The organism is Nocardiopsis moroccensis (assembly GCF_055763695.1).
Map to the genome: position 1 here is coordinate 3,220,863 of NZ_CP199747.1, position 24,409 is coordinate 3,245,271.

Sequence of the window (24,409 nt, forward strand, 5' to 3'; positions counted from 1 at the left end):
GATCGCGGCCCGCGGCGCCCCCGTCACCGGGGCACCGCGGGCCGCGTCCTCCCGGGGGCGGCCCCGGGTCCGGGCTACCTTCCGCCGGAGAACTGATAGACGAGCTGGTAGGTGGGCCGGTTCTGCCAGGCGATCGGCCACATGTTGATGCCGCCCACCGCCTGGTGGGACACGGAGTCCGCGCAGACCTGGTCGCCCGCCGAGCAGACGCCGTCCCCGGGGTAGACCTCGCCCGCGGGTACCGCCGCCGCCTCGGCGAGGCTGTCCAGCAGGACCGTGCGGCAGGACCCGGTGTCGCCCGCGCCGCAGTAGGCACCGTCACCGAGCGCGCCCTCCACGTCCCGGCCCAGGACCGTGCGCAGGTCCTTGTGCACGTAGGACCACCAGCCGTACTGGAAGGCCGAGCCCACGTGCCCGACACCCGACGGGGACTCGTCGACCGGGGTGGCGCGGGTCAGCTCCGTGTACAGGTCCTCGCCCAGTTCGGGTTCGAACTGGGCCCGGACCAGCCTCGGCCACCAGGCGTCCAGAACCCGGGCGGCGTCCGCGTGCTCGTAGTACCCGGCGTCGCGGTGGGGTTCGCGGCGCAGGGAACCGGACTCGGTCCAGGCGCGCAGGGCCTCCACCGTCCCGGCGAGTTCGGGGTCCTGCACCGCCTCGGTGTCGATGACCTCCAACAGCAGCGGGAGGACCTGTTCGGCGCGCAGGTCGGCGACCCCGGCCTCCATCATCGTGGCGGTGAGCGAGGCGGGGGTGAACTGATGCCCCTGCCCGATCAGCCCGGAGATCCGGGTGTCCAGCAGGTCGCCCCGGTGCACGGGACCGGTGCCCCAGGGCGAGGTGTACCCCTGGGCGGGCTTGTTGTTCCAGTTGACGATGTAGTCCGGGTTGATCTGCTGCGGGTGGTCCTCCTGCGGGTGGTAGTCGGCCTCGTTGGTGGCGGGGTCCCAGCCGGACCAGCCGGACGCGGAGTAGGCGTCGATGGGCAGGGTCGGGTTGGTGCCCTCGACCCGGACCGGGTTGGTGCCGGAGTTGATGAAGGCGATGTCCTCGTCGTCCACGTAGTGCCAGTTGAAGGCGTAGCCGACGTCCCCGGCCGCCTCGGTGAAGGTCTCGGCGGAGGTGATCTCCCCGGGGTCGTTGAACCGCTGGAAGCCGAGGATGGAGTCGACCTCGCGCATGTAGGTGGACCGCAGCTCGGTGAAGGCGACCGGGGCGCCGTCGACCGTGGCGAACGACCGCACCAGGCCGAACTCGGACCGCAGGGAGGTCAGGGTGTAACCGCCCTCCGGGGTCCCGTCGGCGACGCTGGGCGACCAGTCGTTGCTGACGCTCAACTCCTCGAAGTCCGTGCACTCCCCGGCCGTGTCGACGTAGGAGCGCGAGGAGGTGGAGGGTTCGGAGCCGTCGGTCTCGCACAGCTCGACCGCGAAGGTGTCGGTGATGTCCTGGCCCGCCGAGGTGGCGCTCCAGGCGTAGTCGACGCCGCGGCCCATCTGGACGTAGAAGCTCACCCCCGCGAAGGAGGCGCCCCGGGCGCTGATCCCGGGTCCCTGGAGTTCCTGGAGCATGAGCAGCTGCGGGGAGAAGTAGCCGGTCTGGGGGCCCATCACCGCGACGGGGTTACCGCTCTCGGTGTGCTCCCCAGAGACGAGCAGGGCGTTGGACATGCCGCGGGGGTCGAGGAAGTCCTCGGGCAGGACGCCCTCGTCGAAGACGCCCTCGGCCGCGGACAGATCACCCCCCTCGACCATCTCCTCGAGTTCGGCCCGCTGGTCCTCGGGAAGCTCCTCCACCGTGGGCGCCCCGCCCTCGGGCACCTCCTCCTGTGCCTGCGCGGCCAGGGGTGCGGCCGCGGCCGCGTCGGAGGCGGCGGAGCCGTACTCGTCGTGGACGATGTCGTAGGGCTCGACGGAGCCGGGGTCGGGCACCGCCTCGCCGACCGGGTTCTCGGGGGTCCGGGCGTAGGGGAACTCGCCGTCGACGCTGACCAGTGCCTCGGGGTCGTTCTCCATCCGCCAGTCCTGCCAGAGCTCGGCGCCCTCCTGTGCTCCGTAGCGGTCCTGGAAGTTGGCGAGCACGATCGCGGCCTGGACCTCGCCGCCGCCACCGCCGCCGAAGATGCCGCCGACCATCGCGGCGATCCCGACGACGTCGGTGGGCGTGAAGTGTTCGATCTGCCCGGAGTTGGTGATGGCGTCCTTGTGCCCGGTCAGGACGTACTCGCCCGGGAAGTAGCGACCGCTGTCGGCCGCGTCGATGTAGCTGTTGACGCCGTCGAGGTAGGCGTCGACGTCGGCGAGGGCTTGGGCTCCGCGTTCACCGCTGGCCGCGACCCGGTCGATCTGGGCCTGCTTGTCCTCCTCGGTGTAGGGCGCGGTGTTCCACAGGTCCTGTTCGAGACCGCGGTTGCCCGGGGCGCCCCCGGCGAAGGGGGTGAGCTCGCCCCGGCCGACCCGGCGCAGGACGTCCATGAGGAAGAGGCGGTCCTCGCCCGCGGCGTACCCGGCGCCGAACATGGTGCCCTCGCGGGTGGTGCCCTGGATGTGTGGGATGCCGTGCTGGGAGTCGCGGGTGATCGTGACGTCCTCGCGCGGCCGGTACTCGCGGCCGACCTCGTCCTCACCGACCCCGAAGGTGGCGTCGTTGAAGAAGGCGTCGAGGCCGTCGTCGGTGAGTCCGTCGTAGTGGTGCACGAGGTTGTCGTACATGTCGAGCTGGCTGGAGGAGTGCTCGGGCCGGGTACCGAAGGCCTGGTGGCCGAGGATCTCGACCAGGGTGGCGCTGCCGTTCTGGCCGGGCGGGAGGACGTCGAGGCAACCGGAGGGCGCGCAGTAGTCCTCGAAGGCGGGTTCGGCCAGGACCGGCGCGGCCGGCAGTGCGGCCGCCGTGGACGCCGCGACCGCGAGGGCCGCGCCCGCGGCGCCGGTGCGGAGCCTCGGTCGGAGGGAGGGGGGCATGTGCTGTCACCACCTGGGGGGAGCGGGCGATGGATCTGCCGCATGCTACGTACGGGTGGGGAAATCGCGAAAGACTTTCATGTTTCTTGTCCCGCAGTGGTTCCCGGTACCCGAAATCCCGTGGTTTACGGTGACCCACACCACACCAGGCCAAATCCGCGCGTGCTCCCCGTACTGGCCCCGACACCCACCGTCGGGACTGGCCACATCCGGCCACAACCGGTTTTCGTTCAGGGTCGGAGAACGGAGTTCACGTCCGCCTTTGAGACAATCGCTGCCATGAACCAGTACCCCGACCCCCACCAGGGTGAGCCCTGGCAGCAGCCCAGCGGTGGAAATCCCGGCTGGGGCCTGCCCCCCGAACCGCACACCGGCGGCCAGCTCGAGCCCTACGGCAACCCCACCGGTGGCTACCAGCCCGCCGGTACGGGTGGGATGCCCGCTCCCACCGAGCCCACGCTCGACACCATCGGCGACATCGCGATCACGCAGAACACCGTGATCACGCCGTCCGGACGCTTCCCCATCAAGGGCACCGTGTGGACGACGACCGACATGAGCCGCACCGAGCAGTCCACCCCCACCTGGGCGATCATCGTCGCCATCCTCATCTTCTGGTGGACCTGCCTGCTCGGCCTGCTGCTGCTCCTGGTCAAGGAGACCAAGACGACCGGGCACATCCAGGTCACCGTCCAGGGCGGCGGTCACTACCACGCGACCCAGATCATGGTGAGCAATCAGGCCTACGTGCAGCACGTCCAGCAGCAGGTCAACTACGCGCGCAGCCTCGCGGCCTGACCCACCGGCCCGCCAGGGGCGCCGGGACCACCCGGCGGGATGAACGGCATCCCGCCGGGGCGCCGCTCAGCGAACGACCGCGGCGACCAGGGCCCCCAGGTTGACGGCGCGGGCCAGCCGGACCGCCCGACGGATGTCCGCGACGTCCACGGCGGGCCCCTCCCCCATCAGCGGCCGGTGCTCCGCACGGTCCCCGTAGGTGTTGGTGCCGCCCAGGGTCCGGCCGAGCGCACCGGCGAACGCGGCCTCGCACTGACCGGCGTTGGGGCTCGGGTGGGCGGCGCGGTCCCGCCGCCACACCCGCCACGCCTGACGGGCGGACCCGCCCACCATCGGAGCCGCCGCCACGGCGAGCAGCGCGGTCAACCGAGAGGGCGCCCACCCGGCCACGTCGTCGAGGCGTGCGGAGGCCTTCCCGAAACGCTCGTACCTGGGGCTGCGGTGTCCGACCATGGCGTCCAGAGTGTTCACCGCCCGGAAGCCCGCCAGCCCGCCGACCCCGCAGAGCGAACCCCACACCAGGGGCCCGACCACGGCGTCCGAGGTGTTCTCCGCCACCGACTCCACCACGGCGCGGGCGATACCGGCCTCGTCCAGGAACTCCGGATCGCGCCCGCACAGCCCGCGCACCAGGGTCCGCGCCCGCTCCAGGTCGCCCTGCTCCAGGGCGTCGGCGACCCGTTCGGCCTCACGCCCCAGCATGCTGCCGCCCAGCACCGCCCAGGCGGACAGGGCGACCAGGGACGGGTGGCGCACCCTCGACCCCGCGAGGACGACCGGCAGGACAGCAGCGCCCGCGAAGACCGCTCCGGCCCCCACCGAGTCCCGGTGCAGCCGGCGCTCCAGGTGCGCGGCCGCGGTGCCGAAGAGCGCCACCGGGTGCCCCCGCTGCGGATCCCGCATGATCCCGTCCAACAGGAACCCGGCGACCAGGCCCCGGCGCAGCCCCCTCCGTCCGACCGACCGAAAACCCCTGCCCAGTACCTTCTTCAGCCGCGCAGTCAACGGCACCCCCAGTCATCCCCAAACCGCGGCAAACCAGCGTTTGCCACGCAATGTATTCGCCCATACACGTAGAGCACCCTTACAGTCGACCCAGAGAGGGGGCGGCTCATGCTGTTCGCGCTGGCGTCACTGCTGATCCTGGCAGGTCAGTGGTGGCTCTTCTGACCGGCCAGGCCGCCCCGGGGCCGGGGCGGCCCCGGAGTTCACGAAACGCCAGCAGCACAGCAGCGCACCAGGGGTTAATCACCGGTAACGTGGGGCGCGAGGCCCATAGCGACCGGTTTGGTGGAACGCGCGTGATAACGAGACTCAACTACGAATCACCGTAGTTGGTGAGGCTTTGCCCTCCCTTGGGCGACATCCGAGGAATACCCTAGAATGTCGGTCCGGGACCACGGCACGCCCCCACCCGGCCGTAGGATCACCACCCCGGCCCCACAACCGGCACCAGCCGGTCGCGCCCTGCCACAGAGGGCCACAATTGAATCAGGCACCCGTAGCTCAGTGGATAGAGCACCGGACTTCTAATCCGATGGCCGCAGGTTCGAATCCTGCCGGGTGCGCCACAAAACCCCAGGTCAGACTGGGTACACGAGGGCCTCGTTCGAGGTCCTCGCGGCGTTTTCGGGGCTTGCGTGCTCCATACGTGCTCTTCAGTCCGACCTCAGTCAAAACACACCCATCGGACTAAGAAACCCCACCTCAAACCCTACTCGCCCCCGCCAACGACGGCGGGGGCGAACCCGGCCCCACACGGCCACGTCCGCCCCCGAACACCCCGCCCCTACCCCCAGGGGCCCACCGGGCCCATCACACGCCCACCGGCCCGCTGACGGGCACAGCCCCGCGCAACAGGGCCGCCGTAGCTTCCGCCGCCGCTTTGGCCACGTCCGGGAACACCGTCTGGTAGGTGTCCTGGGTGAAGTGGGCTGTGGAGTGGCCCAGCTCAGCCGAGACCACCTTCACGTCCGTTCCCGCGGCCAGCGCCATCGAGGCCGCCCCATGCCGCAGCCCATGCAACGTGATCGGTGGGAGTCCGGCTGCTCGGGCGATGCGGGCGAACCAGTCGCTCACATGCGAGGGGTGCCACCCCGACCCGTCCTGGCGGGTGAACACCAACCCCGAATCCACCCACTCCTTGCCCGCCTTCAGACGAGCTTCGTTCTGGAACTTCTTCCACCCTCGCAATACCTTCACGGTGTCGGCGTCCAACGTGATAGTGCGCTGACCCGCCTCACTCTTGGGAGTGGAAGTGAACGTGGTCCAGGACAACTGCACCACCTGGGTTCGAATATCCGCCTCGCCATCGGTCAACCTGGTGTTGGACCAGGGCAGCCCCACCGCCTCCCCTCGGCGCAGGCCCTTGACCGCGATCAAGTGGAACAGAGGGTGCAACCACACGTACTTCCTCGCGTGAGCAAGGAACAAGCCGGTCTGCTCAGGGGTCCACACCATCACCTCCCCCGGGATGGTTCCGTCCTTCTCCCACCGCTCCACCCGCCCCGCCGTCCACACCAGAGGCTTCTTCCTCGCGCACGAGGGCAGCCGTGCGTGGGAGGCGACGTTCACCGACACCGGCTCCTCGGGGCTGCGCACCGCATCCGACAGGGCGCTGCGCAAGGTGGCGCGGATGCGGTGCTTGGTCGACAGGCTCACCACCCGCTGTCCCCGCACCGACTTGCGCACCCGGGGGTCTTCGGAGTCCTTGCATTCCAGGATGCGGATGTTGTTGGCTTCGATGGCATCGAACATCGTCTCGACCTGGGTGGAGGTGAGCCGGTCCAAGCGCACCGGACCCAGGTGCGGGATGAGGTACTTGCGGATGTGCCCCTCATAGGAGGCCCGGGTGCCCTTGGCCAGGTCCGGCTTCGCCTGAATCCACCCGTTGAGGTAGGCCCCCACGGTCAGGGCTTCCTTACGCACATCCGCCCCCGTCCCGAGTCGTTTGCGCACCTCGACCACGCTGGGCAGCGCCTTCCTCTTCTTGAGCGCGTCCTGGATCAGGTCAGCGATCTGCACCCGCAGGTCCGCCTCCTTCTCGGCCAGTTTCAACAACTCCCTGACCTGCCCCAACTCCCGGAGCGCTTCGTCCTGGGAGGCCAGCCCCATCCGGCGTGCCTGACGGCGCTTACCCTGCGAGGTGCGCGGGAGCTCGTACTGGAAGGCCCAATGCCCGTGCCCGGGGGCATAGGAGCCGTCCTTGCGCTTGAGCTTGGGACAGCGCACCCCCAGCGTCCGATTGGTGAGCACATCACGGCACATACACCGCTTGAACGTCGTTCCCTCGTGTGCGGACATCTATCCCGCCTTCTTCGTGGTCGAGCGCGCACCGCACCGTGAACACCCCTCACCGGAGGTGGAGGTCACCGGCAGACCGAGGTGGGCCAGGATTCCCGCGGTGGGGATCCGCCAGCTCCGGCCCACCCGCAACACGGGGACCGGGAAGGACCCCTGGCGCAGAAGCCGGTAGGTCGTGGTGCGGCCCAACCCGAGCATTCGCCCCGCCTCGACCGGGCCCAAGACCACCGGCAGTCGTTCGATCTCGTCCAAACGGACCGGAGTATCCACCCTCACCCTGACCACCTCCCCGCCCTGTGTGAACTGCACGTTTGCGGTGCGCGGCCCCGCATCGTGCGGGGCAGTACGCATCCACGCTCGACCTCGCCGAGGTGGTCAAGCGGATTCGCTGACAACACCACCGGATTTTTCCTCCGCAACCCGTCCACCACCCGATACGGGTGTTATGCCGTTTTCGCTGGTCGGGGCCACAGGCGGCCCTGTGTGGGTCCATGCCCCGGGTTCGGCCCCCTGGGCGGGGCCGGGGTGTTCGGGGCGGTGTGGGGCCACACACGCCCCCACACCGCCCCGCCCTGCCCGCAGGGGTTCACCCCCCGGGGAACCGTGAGCCCCCCGTCCCGGGGGCGTGTCAGTCCTGGCGCACGTGCCCGGTAGAGGTCAACCAGGCCCGGTAGCGGGCCCGCACGGGCTCGGGGATAGCCACCGCCCGGTAGCGGCCCGCACCATGGCGGTGCTCAACCACGTAGTGCTCCCCCTCCCACACCGGGATCCGCCCCAACCTGGAGGCGGCCTCGGTCACCTCGGCGAAGGCGGCCTCATCGTGGCTGGTGCGCGGGAAATAGGACACCTCCACGCTGGTGTGCGGGCTGATCGGCAGCTCCGGGTGCTCTTCGAGAAACCTCGCCAGGTGGCGCAGGTCCGCGATGATGCGCGCCCGCAGGTCCGGGCCGGCCGCGTCGGTGAAGAACCCCCGGTCGGGCAGTTAGAGGCCGCTCCCCTGCTCGTCCTCGGTGTTGTGGTCGCGGTTGGTCCGCCTCATGCAGCCCGCCCTTCGCCGGTGGTGTGCTGCTGGTTGGGGCCGGGGTTGGTGAAGACCAGCACGTCCTCGTGCTGGATCACGTGCACCGGCCAGTCCGCCTTGCGCAGCCTTCGGGTCTCGATCAGTTGGAAGAACGAGGTGCGCGAGACCACCTCCCCGCCCCGCAGAGCGCACAACAGGGCGGCGCACCGGTCGATCTGGACCAGCCCGGCCCGCCGGCCCGCCTCGGCCACCTGCCCGGGAAAGTCGATGAGGTGGCCGCTCTTGCGGTAGGGGCGGGTCGTCACCACGACCACACCGCCCGGGGCGAGCAGCTCCCGGCAGGCCGCCATGATGCGCGTGAACGAGTCCGAGAGTTTCTCGGGTTTCTGGTAGGCGAGGTTGGCCGCCCTCCGGTCGCGGTCACGCGAGTAGCGGTGGGCGTGCTTCTCCACCGCGCGGGCTCCGTCCCTGGCCGAGCGGACCTGGCCGTGGGTCATCGACCCGTAGGGCGGTGAGGTCAATACCAACCGCACCCGGCCCGCCAATGAGGTGGACGCCAACTGCATGGCGGTCTCGGCGCCTTCGCCGGTGTGCACCCGCCCTTGGCCGGTAGCGCCCTGGACCATGGCGGTTGCCAGGTTCGCCCGGGCGATGGAGGCCCACTTGGGCTCCAACTCGATGCCCACACCGGCCCGGCCCAGGTGGGCGGCCTCGACCAGGGTCGTGCCGATCCCGCACATCGGGTCCAGCACCACCTCCCCAGGCCGGGTGTAGGTAGCGATGGCGTGGCGGGCGATATCGGGCAGCATCTTGGCCGGGTGCTCCACCGACAGGCGGCTGTAGCGGTTGCCGCGCTGCTGACGGGCCTGGCGTTGACCCGTGGCCCACACCGACCACCCCGCGCCCGAGGCGAGGTCAGCCTCGAACAGGTTCCCGCGGTTGTGGTCGTGACCCCACACGTTGGAGTCTTCCGGGTCCTCGGTCTGGCCGAGGTGGATGTTGTCGTGGTCCTGACTCACGCCTCCACCTCCTCGCGCACGTGGGCCGGCGTGGTGCGGCCCTTCTTGCGAAACACCGACACGTTCAAGTGAGCGGGGGCGGTGATCGTGGCCGCGGCCTCGGCTACCGAGGTCGACAGCCCCACCTCAGGCTCCCCCTGGCCGGGGCTGGTGCGGGGGCTGTGGTCGGGGTCGAACCCGTCCTTCCCCCGTACCGGGATCGTGGCCCCCAGCCCGGCCTCGCAGATCGGCACCGTCAACGCGATCACGTGCTGCAGGTACACCAGGCCCGCACACGAAGCGGCGCGCACCACCCCCGGCGCGGGGTCCACCAGCCCGGTCGGGGTGTGCCCGATCGGGGTGATGACCGCGACGATCCCCCCGGGGCGGGTGATCAGAGCGGCGAACTCCACCCGAGCCCGGATCCGACGGCGGCGTGCCCCAGGCGAGGTCGCGCAGGACGTGGCCGCAGCGAAGGCCGCCACGGTCAGATCCGCCCACCCCACCTGCCCGCCGGTGACTGCGGTCGCGCCCGGTGCGTCCAGGGTCGGGTGGAGGACCTCGTGGCCCCGGCCCTGGAGCCAGGCCTGCTCAGCCACCTCACCGGTACTGGTCAGGTCCGCGACCGTGCGGCCGGGGCGGGTGTACTCGGACACCAACCGCGCGGCGAGCCGGTCCGGGACCACCACCTCGCCCTCGTGCGTGCGAGGTGGGTGGTGGTGGGTGTGGTCGGATGCGCAGGGCCAGACCGCCAACGGCGGCCGGCCCCCATCGTGCGAGGTGGCGGTGTTCGGGGTGTTGTCCAAGGCCGGGTTCCTCTCGTTCGTGTTTTGCCCTTCACTGAGGAAGAAGCGCACCCCACCCCTCGGATTCGACGCCCCGCCCCGAAAGTGGTCCGAAACGAGTAGAAAAGTCCCCGGCCCCGGCCCAGGTTTCTGGGTCGGGGCCGGGGACTTTCACCCGGTCATCGCGCCAAGGTCAACGCCCCCACGGGCGTAGGCGGCACGGGCATCCGGCCTGCTGGACGAAGGCGCGCACCGGCAGGGGCAGGGGTAGGGCGATGCACACCGCGAGCAAGTCCATGGAGGTGCCGTAACAGCACCGGCCGGTGGAGCGGTCGTGCACGGCCAGGTGGTGCCCGCACACCCCGCACACCGCCTGCGGGCCCTTTTCGGTGTGGTGGACCATGCCGGGCCAGTCCCCGCGCACGTAGTAGGTGTGCAGGAGCCGGTGGGTGCGGGTGAGGATGCCGAGCAGGATCGCTACCACGCACGCCCCGCTCACGCCTGCGGTCAGGAGCAGGGCCTGTTCCCAGCTCACGCACCCCAGGTGGGTGGTCAGGTGGGGGTAGAGAAGACCGAACACGAAAATACTCCCCTAGGGTATGCAGAAGGTGGGGGTGTGCTCCGGTTCCGGGCACACCCCCGGGGCAGGCCGGGTCAGTTGGCCTGGGTAGCGAACCGGTACCGGCGGGGCTTGTCACAGGTCAGCTCGACCTTGCCCTCCTTCGCCAGCTTCGCGAGGTTGTTCTGGATCGCCCCGATGGATCGGCCCTGCAGGGTGTGGCTGAGTTCGGTCGCGGTGAACTCCTGCCCCGGGTCGTTCTTCAACAGCGCCCAGACCATGAGCTTGAGCTCGCCCGGCTCGAGCCGCCGCGACCCGCTTACCGGGTTGACCCCCTCCTCACTCGTGCAGGTTCCGCCCTGGACAGGTGCAGCGCTGGTACGGGGCGCGGGCCGGGCCGAGTTCGACGCCGGGTCGGTCGGAGCCGGGCTGGTGTCGGGGGCGGGCACCGGTGTCTCTTGGGTGTTCGGGTGACCGGAGCTGGATGCGGGGTCCTCGACAGCGGTCTCCGGTGCCGTTGCACCGGTCTCCGCCGAGGCCGAGAACTCCTCTGCCTGCTCGCACGAGGTGGCCTCGGCGGTGACGGACGCGGGGTCGGTGTCGTCGATGCCCTCATCGGTGGGCGAAGTGACCCCCTCTGCGGGCGGGGCCTGTTCGACCTGGGCGGGGGCAGCCTGCCAGTGGTCGGGCAGACGGCGCCGCCCCTCACGCCCGCCCGGGGTGCGCACCGCCAGCCCCTCCTTCTCCAGAACGGGCAGGTACTTGGACACGGTGGACTTGCCGACCCCGGCCTCCTCAGCCAGGTTGGTGACGGTCAACGGGTTCGTGGCCCGGTTGAGAGCGGCCAGGATGAGCTCGCGTGAGGGTGCGGTGTTCGTGGTCATGTTCGGGTGGTCCCTTCAGGTGTGGGTGATGAGCCCCGAGGTGTGGGGCCTGGTCGGGGTGCGCCCGGTGTCGGGCGCACCCCGGGTGGGGTGAGATCACATGTGGTTCAGTGCAGCGCGGGCTTCACCGGCCAGCCCCTGGGCGATGTCGGGGGCGGTGTCGGTGCACACCGGTCCCTGAGCGTGGGTCAGTTCCGCGTAGCGGTCGCTCATCAGGAGGGCTTCGCACATCACCGGGCCCGGGGGCAGAGCCGGAAGGTCGATGCTCATCAGGACCCGGGGGTCGGGGGTGAACACCAGGACCTGGAGGGCCCTGGCTTCTTCACCGTCGGTGATATAGGTGCGGGTGTGGGGCCAAAACCCTTCGGTGGCCAGGGCAGCCCGCAACGCCACAACGGTGGCCGAAGCAAACCAGGCGGAGGGCCAGTCGTACATGTCTTGGCGCAGCGCGGTCGTGGCGTCCTGGGCGATGCTCTCCCAATCGGGAACGTGCTGTTTGTTCACCAGGGGCTTCAAGTCCTGGTGAGTGAAGACCACCAGGCGGGCGTTCTGACGCGGGTCGAACTCGCCGGGAGCGTGCGCCCGGTAGCAGCCTGAGACCAGGTCAGCGGTGACCACCGCCCCGGGGCCGCAGTGGTGCAGGTAGCGCACCTGATCGGGGGTCAAGACCAGCGGCCCGAACCGGGCCTGGACATAGGCGGCGTTGATTTCCAAAGCCACAGTGGCTCCTTTTTCTGGCAGGCCAAACACAGCGCTTGGCGTGCAGGTGTGTGGGTGGAGGGGCCGCCCCGGCCCCTGTAGCAGGGGCGGCCCCGGGTCGAAGCAGTGGTTAGCGGGTGCGGGCCAGGTAGGCGTCGACCCATTGGCGGAGCCGGTAGCCCTGCACGTTGGCGCTCACCGGGTAGGGCACCCTCACGGGCCAGCCCTTCACGTGGCGGCCCTGGTCGGCGATCTTGATCAGGGACAGGCCGGGCCTCTCGCCCCCTTCGGGTAGGGGGTGCTTCAGGGTCAGGGTCAGGTCCGGGTGGGCGCGGTCGATGTAGGTCTCCCGTACCTGCAGGATCGAGGGGCCCCTGCCGTCAAGCGGGTTGAGGTAGCGGCGGTGGTAGGAGGGTGCGGTGGTCAGGTCGAACCCGAACTCCTGCAGGCGCTGGCGCATCCGGATGGCCGCGTTGGAGGTGGCGTTGCGGTCGTCGATGCGCTCGGCCATGCACTCATAAGCGGTGCAGTCCACTGCCGTAACGAAGTCGGCCCAGGTGCCGTACTGCTCTTCGAGGAAGTCCAGGTGTCGGGTCAGGTCGCCGTGGCCGAACACGGGCATGTGGAAGTGGTCGCTGTGGTCGAGGGTGCGGGTGTGGGTGGCACGGAACCGCTGCTGGTAGAAGTCAGCGATGATCATGCCGCCCGGCCCGATGTTGCCCAGGGTGCGCAACATCTTCGAGGTGACCTCGGAGTAATCGAAGTAATCGGCCATGGCCTCGCGCAGGCGGGGTGCGTATGCGTTCACTGCGGGTTCCTTCCTGTGGGCGCGTCGAACACAGCGCTCGGCGCGCAGATAAGCGGGTGTGGTTGGTCGGGGCCGCCCTGCCCCGTGCGGGGCGGCCCCGGTTAGTGCGGGTGTTAGTCGTGCAGGGCCAGGTGGGCTCGGATGCGCTCGGGTGCTTCGCGCACACAGGCCGGGGTGCCGCTGCAGGTGGTCACCCGCTCGGGCCAGCAGGCCACGTAGTGGCCCCGGTCATACATCTCCAGGCGGATGAGCAGGCTCTGCCAGTGGCGCTGGATGTAGGTCAGGTTGAACGTGATCCGGGGGTGGTGGGCGCAGGCGAAGCCGTCCTCGGTCCAGTGCCCGCCGTCCTCGGTTCGGCCGTGCTCGGGTCGGAAGGTCAGGGGCATGCCGTGGCGCCGCATGTCCCGGCGCAGGGCCCCGACCAGGTGGGGGGTCAACACCGCGTGGCGGGTCCAGTTCTCGATCTCATCCCGGGCCTGGGTGGTCAGGGCTCGGGCGAGGTCCTGCCAGTTCCCGCCGTGGTGGGTGAGGTCGCGGTGCAGGTCGCCGTGACCGTAGACGATCACGGGGCTGCGGTCCCAGGGCTGGTAGCGGGTGTGGGTCACCGCGAACCCGCTGGTGCGGGTGCAGGCGTAGATGATCCCGCCCGGCCCTTGGGCATCGAGCTCCTGAAGGTGGGCCACCGTGATCTCGGCCCCGGCGAAGCGGTCACGCAACGATGCGCTCATAGCGCAGGTCCTTTCATGGCACGCCGAACTCAGCGCTCGGCGCGAAGTGGTGTGGGTGGCGGGGCCGCCCCGGCCCCTGTATGCAGGGGCGGCCCCGGGAAGGTGGGGCCGCCCCGGCCCCTGTATGCAGGGGCGGCCCCGGGAAGGTGGGGCCTGCTCAGCCCTGGTAGAGGGCCAGGTGCGCGGCGACCGTGGCGGCGACCTTGGCCTCGATCTGCGCGGGCCGCATGCCCAGGTAGTCGAAGAGCATGGTGTGCTCGCTTACCGGCCCGTTCACCCCGTAGGCCTGGAACCGCACCGGTTCGGTATAGCCCAGGGGCACCGAGACCCTCACAGAGGCGTTCCCGCCGGGTCGGGCGTAGGTTTCGCTCACCCGGGGCTGGTGGGGGCCGGGACCCCGCCCCTCGAGGCGGACGCTGTCGGCCGGGTAGATGTCCAGCCGGTCCAGGCACAGGCGGATCGGGGTGAGCATCGCGGTCAAAACCCGGACCTCGGACCAGCCGCTCAGCCAGTCGTTGGCGATGTCGGTCAGGTCCTTGGCCAATTCGGCGTCCCCGGCCGGCGAGCCCTCGTCCTCCCAGAATTCCGTGAGACCCTCCAGGGCGTCCTGGGCAGCGATGATCATCCGGTGCTCACCCAGCCGTCCGGTGGGCGGGTAGACTTGGACCTCGTTGCTGGCCTCGATCCACACCAGCAGGCTCCCGGGCTCGGCCTGGCGCAGGTAGGCCACCTGGTCGGCGTTCACTTCGATCGGACGCCGCTTGTCAGGCATACTCGTGCTCACAGCACACTCCTATGGTTGTTGTGTTGGGCCCGCGCCCAGCCGTCCTGGCTCCACACCTGTCCGGTGGGCGCGGGGTTCTTGTTGGGCCGGTTCGCAGGTTGCTGCCTGCGGACCGGCCCGCTTTAGGCAGGAACGCTGTGGTGAGCGCGCAGCTCGAACAGCGTGTTTCCTGCGGCCGTGCGCGCCGCCTCGGTGCGCAGGTGTACTAGTGCCGCGTACCGGGCCTCCTCACTCGCCCCCTGTGTGCGGAAAAGGTGGTGGGCCTTGCCCCGCGCGGCCAGCTCCCGGGCGATCGCCGCCTCGTAGTCGGCTCGCGCCTGCGCCGCCCGTTGGGCTCGGGCCCGGTTGGCGATCATCACCTCGGTAGGCGGCTTCGGCCGGGCAAAAACCCGCCTGCCGATAACTCCGATTGCGCGCAACGTGCGCATTGATGAACCCCCTAGAATGGCCGGGTGTTTCTTCGTTGCGGTCCGAGGTTCGCTTGGTTGATTCGTGTTTGTCAACTCCGCCGCGAAACCTTTTTCCGCCTACCCCCGGAACGGTTTGTGTTTCGGGGCGGAACCCAAGATGACCTTGGGTGACACGTGTTTGTCAACTGGTGTCGAGAGAAAGTTTCCCCGCCGCCCCGAAACGGCATCTCCGTTTCGGGAACAACCCCATAGCAACTTGGCCCGGGGCGGGTTGTCAACTCGTGTCGCCGGTTTTCTCAGATCTTTTTTCGGGTCGCGTTTCCTAGAGGAGGAACCGCGCATGCGCGCCTACGCGCGCGCGGGGCCGGCACGGAGCATAGGCGACGCGGCTCTGGGCGATCATGAAATGCATGCGCGACACCGTTCTGGGCGATCACCATAGCCCAAGACAATGGGATGAGTTTTATTTATAGGGTGGGTTTTTGGTTTTTGGGGAGGACAGAGAGGAGGGGAAGGAGAAAGAGTGAGGAAAGAGAAGGGGCGGGTCGGCCGGTAGGCCGACCCGCCGCCGGGGGAGGGAGGGGACGCCGCCTCCTACGTGAAGTTGACTACCCACTGGGTATAAGTCTGGACGTGAGTCACACCCCAAAAATAGCCCCTGACCTGCGAAAACAGGTGTTCCAGGGGGGTCCACAGGGCGGGAGGGGGCATTGGAGGGCTTGCTGGAGGGATCGTTGGAGTAGTGATTCACTCGCCCTCACTAGCTCGTGATTCACTCCTGAGCGGCCCCACCGCCCAGGAGTGGGCAGGCACCGAAGGGTCAGAGGAGGGTATATTCCTGGATCATGCGCCGCGTTTTCTTGGACGGCTTTTCCCCGATCTCCTCCAGGCGACCCTTCAGCTCCCGGTAGGCCAGATGAGCCTTCTCGGGAGATCCTGCTTCGCAATGCGTTTTGATGATGAACTGATATAGTGGCTCGTTGTATTCATCAAACGCAATAGCCGTTTCTATATCCTCGATCTTCTCTGTAGCGTCTTGTTTCTTCTCCGCTAGACCCACACACGCGGACACCGCCTCTTTGGCACAGTACTGGCGCACACTCTTGACCCACTGCGCCTCACACTCACCAAGGAGCTTCTCCTGGTGAATGCCGATGATTTCCCGCAACTGGCCGCCGGTAACGCCTTCTGGGTTTTTCCTTACCGTCTTGGCCAACCGCAGGAAGTTCCACAGGTCCACATCGAACAGGTCTTCATCCAGTCGGTAGAGTCCTGACTTGTCATTGATAATGACTGGAGCATCAGGGGTGTCGGTGATGGTACGGAGCGTCTTGCGTAGGCTGTGAATGGCGTTGCGGCGCTGGACGTAGGCTTTGGCTGGTTCGAGTTCGCCGAAGCACTCGGCGTCGATCTGCTCGGCCTCGACCCCTTCAGGGTGCGCCGCCAGGTAGGCGACCAGGGGGCGAGCCGCTGAGCGCAGCCCCTGTATGTGGCGCCCGTCAAAGGTCAGTTCCGGTTCAGCGTCCGAGCTGAACATACGCACCCGCACGGCAACGGTGGGCGCGTCGGGCGCGGACGGGGCGGTTGGACTGTCGTCGTCTACAAGCGGGGGCAGGGGGTGCGGGGTCTGGGCCTCCTCTGAGAAAGGACCCTGCTCTTCCTTTTCTTCTGCCTGGTGAGCGTCCTCGCCGCTGCGGAGATAGGGGCCGCGGTGACGTAGCGGTTCGGTCAGGTCGATACGGCCCTGAGCCCCGATCAGGTGGGGGCGGTCCAGGTTCGTGCAGTGCAGGGTGGGCATCGGCTTCTTCTGCCCGAGCACGCACACCACCGCTTCGGGCGGGGTGAGCGGTGCCCGCGCGGCGTCGGCCTCCCATTGGGTGGCCTCGCACACCACCAACAGCGAAGGAGTCCCATCCTGCCCGCTGGCCTCGAGATCTTGGGGGTCGTCTTCCATGCGGGTGCGTGCTGCCGACAGCAACAGGGTTTGCACCGCGATGCGTGCCTGGGCCAGGTCCGGCACGACCTGCAGTCCATCGCCGAACGCACGCCCTTCTTGCAGCACCTCGGCCACAGCTCGGGTAGCGACCACCGGTGCGGGCAGGTGGTCAGCAACCACAGCGGCCAAGACGTCAGCGGCGTGGGCTCCGACGAAGGCAACCCCCTGGGCGGTGTCGACTCGGGCTGTCTGGCCCACCAGCATGTAGCCGTCGGAGTCGATGATGCCGTTCTCAGCGCCCCCGAGGTCACCACGCACCAGCTCACCACCGGGGGGATCGATGCCGTCGTCGGTCTCGGTAGAGCTGTCCTCGCGCTGGCCCGGAGCCGCCCCGCTCTCGGGAGCCTTCGTGGCGGGCCGAGTGCCTCGTGTGTGGGCATGGCGGCGCCCGGCCGCATACCCCACACCCACCCCGGCAGCTCCAGTAGCTGCTCCCACCAACAACGGGCTCGGGCCGTCGTTACCGCTGGTGGTGCTCACGTCCAACTGCACTTGCTCGGGCAGAGGCTCAGACGTCTCCGCTGCCGCTTTGCCCTCGCCTTCGGCCTTCTCTTCGGTGCCCGTCTCCTCAACGCTTGGCGGTTGGAGGGTGTAGGCGATCTCCACACGCCGGTGCTCGGCGTAGGACGCACCCAGATCAGCCGGTGGCTGAGCCGACCCCACCCCGGCGACCTCGAACTCGACAGGCTCCGTCAGGTGTTCGGCGAGGTAGTCCGCGACCGCCTGCGCGCGCCACTGCGACAGGCCCCGGTTGTAGCCGGGGTCGCCCACCGGGTCGGTGTGCCCTGTCACCACCACCGGAGCGTCGGCCAGGTTGAAGTCCTCGATCATGCCCAAGGTCGGCTCCAACGAGTCCCGCATGCCGGAGGTGAGATCGGCCGAGTCGAAGCCAAAACCAGACAAGTTGCGGGTCCGCTCGATCATCCCGCCTTGGTCTTGGCCTTGGTGTTCGGGTGCAGGGTTCTCCTGCCCTTCCAGCACCGAACGGGCAGGGACCTCAACAGCAGTGTCGGTGTGGGCTGCCACGGCCGCTGTATGAGTACTCGCCGCGGTCGCTCCTCCCGTAGCCAGAACCCACACCAAACGCACCAACCCCACCCGGGGCACAAGGCCGCGCGCCAGGGCAAGGATGTCCAAGACGATGACGAACAGGTAAGCGACCCATACCGCCCACAAGAGCGCCACGAACACCGTGAGGACCACCTCTGCAGGCAGGATGCCGCCCCGTAGGTACTGCCACAACCACACCCAGGAGACGTCCTCGTCGAGCGGCCACCCGAGCCTTGAGGCGAGCACCGGCGGCCCGATGAGCATGACCACCGTGACGAGGGCTTCTCCAACCACTGCCCACAGGCTCTTCGGCATGCCTTTCTTCGGCCTTCCTTCTTCGTGAACTGTTCCTTCGAGCTGCGCGAGCCACGCCGTTTCAGGGCTGGTGGGCCGTCGCGCTCGCTTCGGCCTCGATTTCGGACTCTGTGATCGGCAGCAACACCGGGGAGTAGACGGCTCGGGCCAAGACCGCCACCCGCTCCTCTTGGACCACGGCCCACCCCCTCACCCCTGCCGAGTCCAAGTGCTCCACCGCTGCTCGGCGCGCATGCTCCTCATCCAGCACTGGGGATCCCACGTCTAACGTGGCCGTCTGGTCCACCTGGTGGGTGCCTGTCCTGGCCGCTGCGTGCGCGAGCGTCATCAGCTCCGCTTTGGCCACCAGCATCTGCCCGCCCTCCCAGACCAGCGCGAACACCACCCCGAGCAGGGGCATTAGCAGAATCAAGAACACCGACGCATGCCCCCCATCCGACCGACAGCGGCGGCGAAGGCAGCCTCTCTGGGCGGGCACAGGGGTAGCGGCGCAGCAGTTCATGGGTTCGCTCCTCGGTAGGGGTCCACCGGGGAGATCGTGCTCGCGGACCACGTGCGTTGCCCGCCGAGCCCGCCTAGATCCATCACCGTCACCGTGCACTCCACCTCCACCTCCACCACCCCACCCGGAGCGAACCGGCTGGTGTTCACCCGTACAGCGAACGGGGTACACGCCAGCCCTCGGTCGGTGAGTTCTTGTCCAGCGGCCTGCCGGGCCTGGGCGCGTGCCGTGCCCGCCTCGCGTTGCAGCGAGGCGGCCCGTGCTGCTGCCGCCGCGGCGTCCTGGGTGATCAAAGCGGCCGAGATCTGACGCCCGGCCACGACCATCAGCGCCAAAGCCAGTACGATGACGGGGACCAGGAGGGTCAGTTCCACCGATGCGCTGCCCCGATCGCTTCGGCCCTTCCTGTGCCCCTGGTCGCGGTGCTTCCGACTGGTCATGGGGCCAAGTGCTCTACTGGGCCCGATACCTGTGAGGAGACCGGCACCCGCGCCCAGGGCATCAGGCTCGGGGCCTGGCCGCTGACCTGCACCCGCGCCCGCTCCGGGCCCCGCGCGGCCTCCACCTGCACCGCCCGCAGCACGCTCCCGCCCAACTGGTCGTGGGCCTGCTCGGCCCGCTCGTAGGCAGCGGCCGTGGTCCCGTCAAACGCCCTCGCGGCCGACAAGGCCTGGGAGGCCACGGTTTGGGCACGGTGCTGGGCGTGCGCCCACAGCCCCACCTGCACCACAGCCAGGACCATCACGAACACCAACGGCAGGACGAGCAACGCTTCGGCACTGCCCCGGTCACTGCGACTCCCCCACCAGCGACGGGTACGGGGGCAGACGGGGTGGGTCACCGGTTCACGCCTAGGTCGATGGACTCAGCCGCCGAGGTGAACTCGCCGATCAAGATGCCGCCGACCACGGTGGCGATGGTGATGGCCACCATGATCGTCAACACCCACTCCGTGGTCGAGGACCCCGCATCCGATGTGACTCGGCGTGCCGGGGTGAGCCGTTCACGTACACGACTCCAGGCATGACGAAGAACGCTCTTCATTCCGGGGACTCCTTCTGCAGACTCAGAAACCGGCCATCACGTGGACCAGGGCGACATAGACGATCAACAGCAAGAACCCCGAGACCAGCCCCATGGTCGGCAGGGCCATGCGCTCGGTGGCCGCAAGCGCAGCGGCCTCGGCCTCAGCCAACCGGCGAGCCCGCAACGACGTCGCTTTAGCCGTCAACGAGGTACGGGTGCGCGCCCCAGAGACACCGCCCAACCGCAGCGAGGCAGCCAACTCGGAGAGTTCACGCACCCCGCTCTCCGCCGCCAGAGCCTCCAGCCCTTCCCACGGGGGGCGGCGGCGCACCGTGGCGGTATGCACCGCGCTTCGAATGCGCTCAGGAGCCATGCCCCTCCCGTGCTGGAGCGCTGTGCTCAGCGCCCCGTTGCTGCCCGCACCGGCAGCCAGTCCCATGACCACCAGGTCCGCCAACGCCGAGGTGGCCGCCCGCAGCTCGGCCCGCTGACGCACCGCCGCGCTACGGGCCGCCAGGTCGGGGGCCAGAACACACCCGACCAGGACCAGGAGGGCGAGCAGCCCCATGGGAAGGCTCTGCGGGAGAACACCGCGAGTAGCAAGCAGCACCAGGGCGAGAAGCAGACCGAGACCGGTTGAGGCTGCTTTTTCGGCTCGGTATTCCTCGGCCGATGTGCCCGCCGCCGCCAAGGCCCTGGCCATCTTCGGTCCCGGTATCCCGGCGTGGATGAGCAGGCTGCCCGTACGGTGTCCTGCACGTCGAGCCCACCCCCTGTGAAGGACAGCAGGGCGGGGTTCGGGTTCTGGTCGTGGGGTCAGCCGTTCGGTCAGGGTGGGGCGACGCAGCGCATAGGCCCCAGCGCACACCCCGGCCCCCAGCATGCTCCCGGCCAGGCCCAGCATCATGACGCTCACCGGCTACCACCCACTCCTACCGCGGCCGTCCCTGTCACTGGTGTCGAGGAGAAGGGGCGTGGCTGCTCGGCCGGCGCAGCCAGGCGGGCGAGCCAGAAGAACGACACCGCCCACACCCCGCCGACCAGGCCGAGCACCAGTTGGCCGGTCACCGTACCGAGGGGTTCGAGAAAACCAGGGTTGAGCGCGACCATTCCGACCAGCATGATCGTGGTAGCTGCGGCGATGATGCGCACCGAGGAGCGCACCCGCGCCCTTGAGGCCGTCACCCGAGCGATGCTACTCGCCCGCTCCCGGGCCGCCTCGGCCAGACGCGAGAGCGCCCCGGCCACATCCCCGCTCTGCCGGGAAGCCCCCATGGTCAAGGTGAGGGCGACCAGATCACCCAGGTCCGAGTCGACCTGGCGGGCGAACGCGGGTGCAGCCTGGTCCATGGGCTGGCCCGCCCGCAACCGGGCCTCCAGCCCTTGGACCGGGGCCCGGATCGGCTCCGGGGCGACCGGCACCGTCGCGGCGATGGCCTGATGCAGCCCGGAGGCACCGGTGATCATGTCCCGTAGTTGCTCAGCCCAGGACGCCAGGGCTTCGGCCAGGTCGGCCTGCTTGTGGGAGGTGGTATCGGGGCCGAGCAGGGCGGGCATCCACCACCCGGCCGCCGCGGCAAGCACCACCCCCACCGGCCAACCCGTCACCAGACCCACCAGCGCCCCGGCACACGCCGAGGCCGCCAAGCGGATCCAGGTGTGGCGCTGGCGCAACACCCGCACCCACTCAGACGAACTCGAGTTGTCGGGCGTGCGTTGGGGCAGAAGGCTCACCACGTACGCAGCGCACGCGATCCCAGCCCCCAACAGAACCCCACCGAGCGCGAAGCCCCCGGTAGTCCAGCCCCACGGGCCCATCACACCCACCCCCGCCCCGCATACCCGACCCATTCCAGACGGTCCGCGACGACCCCGGAGGGGACACAGACCAACTCACCCGAGGAAGCATTCGGCGCGCGGTGGTAGATCTCGTTGGAGATCACCTGCTCACCCTCAGAGCCCACGACCTCGCGCACGCTAGCCACGTACCGCTCCCCTTTCGGGGTGGTGTCGATGTGCACCACCAGGTGCAGGGCCGCCCCCACCAGCGACGCCGTCGCCGAAGCCGTGAGCTGTTCGGGGCTTTGGGCACAGTAGGCGGCCAGCTTCGCGAACACCTGCTGGCTAGAGGAGGCGTGGATGGTGGACATCGATCCGTCCGTTCCCATGCTCATGGCGTTGAGCAGGGCGATGGTCTCCGGGCCCCGTGTTTCTCCGACGATCACCCGGTCCGGGCACATCCGCAACGCCGCCCGCACCAGCTCCGCCAAGGTCACTTCGCCAATGCCTTCGACGTTGGCGGGGCGCCCCTGCAGGGCTTGGACATCCAGGTCGCTGTCGGCCCGGTGCAGCCCAAGTTCGAAGGCGTCCTCCACGGTGATGAGCCGCTCGCCCTCGAGGGTTCCCAGCAAGGCCCTGAGCAGGGTGGTTTTCCCGGAGTTCGTCGCGCCGGAGATGAGCACGTTCAACCGGGCCCGCACGGCCGCACAGAGCAGAGCCTGTACGGTCTGGTCGATCATCCCGGACCGTGCCAGATCCCTAAGGCGCAGGTGCTGGGCGGGGTGGCGGCGGATGGTCAGGGTCGGGCGAGCCGCGACACCCGGCATCACCGCCGAGAGGCGTTCTCCTCCTGGCAATTCCATGGACAGGATCGGTGCGGACATATCAAACCTGCGCTCACCGCCCGGAGCACGGGCGGCGGCCCGCTGCACCAGAGCAACGAGATCGTCGTCCGTGGCCGCGACGGGTGCGCGGTGCTCCCTTCGTCCACCGCCGAAGTCCACGACCACAGGGGCGTTGCCGGTGATGTGGATGTTCTGCACGCCCGGCTCGGCCAGCAGCTCCTCCACCGGCCCGAGCCCCAGGACGTGGTCCAGGACCAAGCGGCGAAGGCGCGGTTCATCAACCGTTCCCCGCATTCCCAGCGAAAGGGCCGTGCGTGCCCGATCCTCCAGAAGGGCGTCTACGAGCTGACCTACAGCATCGGTGTCCGCTGACTCTTCGGGATGGGTAACGAGGTGTTCGGTCACACGGCCGGCCAGCTCCACTGCAGCCGCGTGCACCGAGTCCTCAACGATGGCCTTCCCGAAATCGGATGTCAGGTCGGGGACCTGGTGCATCGTGGTCATGCCGCTTGCACCTCCAGCACCCGACGCTCTCCCTCGCCGAGCCCAAGGCCGTGGAAGTCATCGCACAACTCCGCCAGCGCTTTCGCTGACTTGATGAGCGGCATCCACTCCAAGGAATCAGGATCGCGGCGCTGGGCACGCCACGCTGCCAGTCGGTCCCTCATCCGCTGAGGCGGGTGGTGTTCGCCCCGCACCAACCCGGCCCCCGTGAGGTCGGATGGGATGCGTGCCCACACCGGCAGTCCACCCGCAACGTGGGAGACTTCGCCGTCCGTATGCGGGCACGCCCCGGTGATAGCCAGACCGACCCGGACACCGTCCTGGCGCAGCGAGGCCAGGGCCGGGGCGCATACCCGCAGGCGCTCGGCCTGCTCCACCTGGCCCGCCTCGACCAGTACAACGGCAATGTCGGAGTGGCGGAGCAGGGCCGCCCCTGCGGACCCCGGCACCGCACGCCCCACATCCACCACCGTCACCCTCCCCGAGGTCAGCAACCGAGGGTTACGGGCGAGGGCGTCCACCGCGCGACTTGCCTCGAGCGGGTCAGGTGGGGCCGCCACGACCCTCAGCCCTCCCGGTAGCTCGACCGCGTGACGCAACAGCGGGTGATGGCCACTCTCTCCAGTACTCTCATTCGAGGGCACGGACACCGAGGTGTCCACAGGCGCGGGTGAGCGCGAAGCAGCGGCCAACGACACCAGACCCTTCGGGCCCGAGCCTGGATCCACCCCGTGCCAGGCCGCCACATCACCCCCCGAGGCATCGGCCTCCACCAGCACCGGCACCGTCAGCACCCCGCTCGGCCACGCGGCGGCCATGGCCGTGGCCAGACTCGTCACCCCCGGAGCCCCACTCAACGAGCACACCGCCACCACCGTCATTCGCCACCCTCCTCGTCTTCGGACTGCGCCTGTTCGTGCGGGTTGACCACCGCGATGTGCACCTCACCCGCAGCGACCGCGTCCGTTACCCGGCCCGCTTCCCCACGCGGCACCACCACCTCCACCGCCTGGCCCCCGGGGCCGAACCCGTCGCCGCTGTCCGCGACCACGCGGTGCACCAGAGCCGTCACCACTCCCGAACCGCCTTGGACCGTGCCCTCGTCGTTCTCGGCCACCTCCTGGGTTCCGCCTCCGACCGAGAGCAGGTCCACCGTCGTGCCTGCCTCCAACCCCTGAGGAAGCACTGTGACCGGGACTGCGACCAGCGCCGACCCCTGCTCCGGCCACACAGCCGTCTCCGACACCGCGCCCGCCACTAACGGAGACCCCGCCGACACCGGACGGGCCAGCACCATCCCCTCCACCGTGTCCGGCCCCAGCAGCCGCAACCCCTCACTCGGGGCGGCCTCAATCGAGGTCACATCCTCCGCAACGATCACATGTCCAGCAGGTAGATCAGCGGCGAGCACCGCCACCACCACCGTGTCCTCTCCCGCGAACCCGGCCCAGGCCCCCGCTGTCCCACCACCGACGATCAGTGCTGTGGCCAGCAGTGCCCACTTCCACCGGCGACGCGAGGTCGCCGCCAGGCGCACCGACTCCCACTCCCCACCAGGGGCAGCGGTCTTATCTTTAGTTTTCTGGTTGCTTTGCTGGGGATTCGCGAGCGCGACCATCCCACCCTCTCTTTCCATGCCTATGTCTGCCGCCTAG

The 24,409-nt window shown here is 69.1% G+C and carries 25 protein-coding genes and 1 tRNA gene; 3 read left to right on the forward strand and 23 right to left on the reverse strand.

Annotated features, from left to right (window positions below; genetic code table 11):
- Positions 1-74 precede the first annotated feature (74 nt).
- Positions 75-2,960, reverse strand: coding sequence for a penicillin acylase family protein (locus ACUKCB_RS14330; protein ID WP_473036103.1), 2,886 nt, complete (start codon positions 2,958-2,960; stop codon positions 75-77).
- A 279-nt stretch (positions 2,961-3,239) separates the two neighbouring features.
- On the opposite strand from ACUKCB_RS14330, the gene ACUKCB_RS14335 reads away from it, so the two are divergent.
- Complete coding sequence (locus ACUKCB_RS14335) at positions 3,240-3,758, forward strand: hypothetical protein (protein ID WP_473036104.1); 519 nt, start codon at positions 3,240-3,242, stop codon at positions 3,756-3,758.
- Positions 3,759-3,824: 66 nt separating this feature from the next.
- Here the strand turns inward: ACUKCB_RS14335 and ACUKCB_RS14340 are convergent, their stop codons facing one another.
- The gene (locus ACUKCB_RS14340; RefSeq protein ID WP_473041009.1) at positions 3,825-4,661 is read right to left on the reverse strand and encodes a cobalamin biosynthesis protein; all 837 of its coding nucleotides are present in this window, start codon (positions 4,659-4,661) and stop codon (positions 3,825-3,827) included.
- Between the two features lie 592 nt (positions 4,662-5,253).
- Here ACUKCB_RS14340 and ACUKCB_RS14345 point away from each other — a divergent pair.
- A tRNA-Arg gene (locus tag ACUKCB_RS14345) sits at positions 5,254-5,329 on the forward strand.
- Between the two features lie 244 nt (positions 5,330-5,573).
- On the opposite strand, the gene ACUKCB_RS14350 is transcribed toward ACUKCB_RS14345, so the two are convergent.
- From ACUKCB_RS14350 to ACUKCB_RS14425, 16 genes are all read right to left on the reverse strand, one after another.
- Positions 5,574-7,061, reverse strand: coding sequence for a tyrosine-type recombinase/integrase (locus ACUKCB_RS14350; protein ID WP_473036106.1), 1,488 nt, complete (start codon positions 7,059-7,061; stop codon positions 5,574-5,576).
- Entirely contained in the window at positions 7,062-7,313 is a 252-nt protein-coding gene (locus ACUKCB_RS14355; protein WP_473036107.1) for a helix-turn-helix domain-containing protein, read from the reverse strand.
- Between the two features lie 376 nt (positions 7,314-7,689).
- Positions 7,690-7,908, reverse strand: a complete 219-nt coding sequence (locus ACUKCB_RS14360) for a hypothetical protein (RefSeq protein ID WP_473036108.1) — start codon at positions 7,906-7,908, stop codon at positions 7,690-7,692.
- A gap of 188 nt (positions 7,909-8,096) precedes the next feature.
- Positions 8,097-9,101: a DNA methyltransferase gene (locus ACUKCB_RS14365; RefSeq protein ID WP_473036109.1), complete on the reverse strand. Its 1,005-nt coding sequence runs from the start codon at positions 9,099-9,101 to the stop codon at positions 8,097-8,099.
- The gene (locus tag ACUKCB_RS14370) at positions 9,098-9,886 is read right to left on the reverse strand and encodes a hypothetical protein (protein WP_473036110.1); all 789 of its coding nucleotides are present in this window, start codon (positions 9,884-9,886) and stop codon (positions 9,098-9,100) included. The genes ACUKCB_RS14365 and ACUKCB_RS14370 overlap by 4 nt, the downstream gene beginning before the upstream one ends.
- A gap of 172 nt (positions 9,887-10,058) precedes the next feature.
- On the reverse strand, positions 10,059-10,445 hold the full coding sequence (locus ACUKCB_RS14375) for an NADH-ubiquinone oxidoreductase chain 4L (protein ID WP_473036111.1): 387 nt from the start codon (positions 10,443-10,445) through the stop codon (positions 10,059-10,061).
- Positions 10,446-10,519: 74 nt separating this feature from the next.
- Positions 10,520-11,308, reverse strand: a complete 789-nt coding sequence (locus ACUKCB_RS14380; protein WP_473036112.1) for an ArsR/SmtB family transcription factor — start codon at positions 11,306-11,308, stop codon at positions 10,520-10,522.
- A 96-nt stretch (positions 11,309-11,404) separates the two neighbouring features.
- Positions 11,405-12,028 carry a hypothetical protein gene (locus tag ACUKCB_RS14385; protein ID WP_473036113.1) on the reverse strand — a complete coding sequence of 208 codons (624 nt, stop codon included), beginning with the start codon at positions 12,026-12,028 and terminating at the stop codon, positions 11,405-11,407.
- 109 nt (positions 12,029-12,137) lie between these two features.
- Positions 12,138-12,815, reverse strand: coding sequence for a hypothetical protein (locus ACUKCB_RS14390; protein WP_473036114.1), 678 nt, complete (start codon positions 12,813-12,815; stop codon positions 12,138-12,140).
- Between the two features lie 113 nt (positions 12,816-12,928).
- Positions 12,929-13,543: a hypothetical protein gene (locus ACUKCB_RS14395; RefSeq protein WP_473036115.1), complete on the reverse strand. Its 615-nt coding sequence runs from the start codon at positions 13,541-13,543 to the stop codon at positions 12,929-12,931.
- A gap of 157 nt (positions 13,544-13,700) precedes the next feature.
- On the reverse strand, positions 13,701-14,327 hold the full coding sequence (locus ACUKCB_RS14400) for a hypothetical protein (protein ID WP_473036116.1): 627 nt from the start codon (positions 14,325-14,327) through the stop codon (positions 13,701-13,703).
- A gap of 122 nt (positions 14,328-14,449) precedes the next feature.
- Positions 14,450-14,683 carry a hypothetical protein gene (locus ACUKCB_RS14405; protein ID WP_473036117.1) on the reverse strand — a complete coding sequence of 78 codons (234 nt, stop codon included), beginning with the start codon at positions 14,681-14,683 and terminating at the stop codon, positions 14,450-14,452.
- Positions 14,684-15,557: 874 nt separating this feature from the next.
- Positions 15,558-18,098, reverse strand: coding sequence for an OmpA family protein (locus ACUKCB_RS14410; RefSeq protein WP_473036118.1), 2,541 nt, complete (start codon positions 18,096-18,098; stop codon positions 15,558-15,560).
- 61 nt (positions 18,099-18,159) lie between these two features.
- Positions 18,160-18,516, reverse strand: a complete 357-nt coding sequence (locus tag ACUKCB_RS14415; protein ID WP_473036119.1) for a pilus assembly protein TadG-related protein — start codon at positions 18,514-18,516, stop codon at positions 18,160-18,162.
- An 80-nt stretch (positions 18,517-18,596) separates the two neighbouring features.
- Positions 18,597-19,040 carry a TadE family protein gene (locus tag ACUKCB_RS14420; protein ID WP_473036121.1) on the reverse strand — a complete coding sequence of 148 codons (444 nt, stop codon included), beginning with the start codon at positions 19,038-19,040 and terminating at the stop codon, positions 18,597-18,599.
- Positions 19,037-19,441: a TadE/TadG family type IV pilus assembly protein gene (locus ACUKCB_RS14425; protein ID WP_473036122.1), complete on the reverse strand. Its 405-nt coding sequence runs from the start codon at positions 19,439-19,441 to the stop codon at positions 19,037-19,039. The genes ACUKCB_RS14420 and ACUKCB_RS14425 overlap by 4 nt, the downstream gene beginning before the upstream one ends.
- An 18-nt stretch (positions 19,442-19,459) precedes the next feature.
- On the opposite strand from ACUKCB_RS14425, the gene ACUKCB_RS14430 reads away from it, so the two are divergent.
- Positions 19,460-19,627, forward strand: coding sequence for a hypothetical protein (locus ACUKCB_RS14430; RefSeq protein WP_473036123.1), 168 nt, complete (start codon positions 19,460-19,462; stop codon positions 19,625-19,627).
- Between the two features lie 39 nt (positions 19,628-19,666).
- Here the strand turns inward: ACUKCB_RS14430 and ACUKCB_RS14435 are convergent, their stop codons facing one another.
- The 5 genes from ACUKCB_RS14435 to ACUKCB_RS14455 all read right to left on the reverse strand — a co-directional run bounded on the left by ACUKCB_RS14435 (position 19,667) and on the right by ACUKCB_RS14455 (position 24,372).
- Entirely contained in the window at positions 19,667-20,194 is a 528-nt protein-coding gene (locus tag ACUKCB_RS14435) for a hypothetical protein (RefSeq protein ID WP_473036124.1), read from the reverse strand.
- 344 nt (positions 20,195-20,538) lie between these two features.
- Entirely contained in the window at positions 20,539-21,303 is a 765-nt protein-coding gene (locus tag ACUKCB_RS14440; RefSeq protein WP_473041010.1) for a type II secretion system F family protein, read from the reverse strand.
- Between the two features lie 140 nt (positions 21,304-21,443).
- Positions 21,444-22,754, reverse strand: a complete 1,311-nt coding sequence (locus ACUKCB_RS14445; protein WP_473036125.1) for a CpaF family protein — start codon at positions 22,752-22,754, stop codon at positions 21,444-21,446.
- Positions 22,751-23,635: a CpaE/TadZ family protein gene (locus tag ACUKCB_RS14450; RefSeq protein ID WP_473036126.1), complete on the reverse strand. Its 885-nt coding sequence runs from the start codon at positions 23,633-23,635 to the stop codon at positions 22,751-22,753. Before ACUKCB_RS14450 ends, ACUKCB_RS14445 begins: the two co-directional genes overlap by 4 nt.
- Complete coding sequence (locus ACUKCB_RS14455) at positions 23,632-24,372, reverse strand: SAF domain-containing protein (protein WP_473036127.1); 741 nt, start codon at positions 24,370-24,372, stop codon at positions 23,632-23,634. Before ACUKCB_RS14455 ends, ACUKCB_RS14450 begins: the two co-directional genes overlap by 4 nt.
- Positions 24,373-24,409 lie beyond the last annotated feature (37 nt).

Coding starts and splice junctions, on each gene's coding strand:
- ACUKCB_RS14330 (WP_473036103.1), bottom strand. CDS start 2,960: ATGCCCCCCTCCCTCCGACCGAGGCTCCGCACCGGCGCCGCGGGCGCG.
- ACUKCB_RS14335 (WP_473036104.1), top strand. CDS start 3,240: ATGAACCAGTACCCCGACCCCCACCAGGGTGAGCCCTGGCAGCAGCCC.
- ACUKCB_RS14340 (WP_473041009.1), bottom strand. CDS start 4,661: ATGCGGGATCCGCAGCGGGGGCACCCGGTGGCGCTCTTCGGCACCGCG.
- ACUKCB_RS14350 (WP_473036106.1), bottom strand. CDS start 7,061: ATGTCCGCACACGAGGGAACGACGTTCAAGCGGTGTATGTGCCGTGAT.
- ACUKCB_RS14380 (WP_473036112.1), bottom strand. CDS start 11,308: ATGACCACGAACACCGCACCCTCACGCGAGCTCATCCTGGCCGCTCTC.
- ACUKCB_RS14395 (WP_473036115.1), bottom strand. CDS start 13,543: ATGAGCGCATCGTTGCGTGACCGCTTCGCCGGGGCCGAGATCACGGTG.
- ACUKCB_RS14405 (WP_473036117.1), bottom strand. CDS start 14,683: ATGATCGCCAACCGGGCCCGAGCCCAACGGGCGGCGCAGGCGCGAGCC.
- ACUKCB_RS14410 (WP_473036118.1), bottom strand. CDS start 18,098: ATGCCGAAGAGCCTGTGGGCAGTGGTTGGAGAAGCCCTCGTCACGGTG.
- ACUKCB_RS14420 (WP_473036121.1), bottom strand. CDS start 19,040: ATGACCAGTCGGAAGCACCGCGACCAGGGGCACAGGAAGGGCCGAAGC.
- ACUKCB_RS14430 (WP_473036123.1), top strand. CDS start 19,460: ATGGACTCAGCCGCCGAGGTGAACTCGCCGATCAAGATGCCGCCGACC.
- ACUKCB_RS14435 (WP_473036124.1), bottom strand. CDS start 20,194: ATGGGGCTGCTCGCCCTCCTGGTCCTGGTCGGGTGTGTTCTGGCCCCC.
- ACUKCB_RS14445 (WP_473036125.1), bottom strand. CDS start 22,754: ATGACCACGATGCACCAGGTCCCCGACCTGACATCCGATTTCGGGAAG.
- ACUKCB_RS14450 (WP_473036126.1), bottom strand. CDS start 23,635: ATGACGGTGGTGGCGGTGTGCTCGTTGAGTGGGGCTCCGGGGGTGACG.
- ACUKCB_RS14455 (WP_473036127.1), bottom strand. CDS start 24,372: ATGGTCGCGCTCGCGAATCCCCAGCAAAGCAACCAGAAAACTAAAGAT.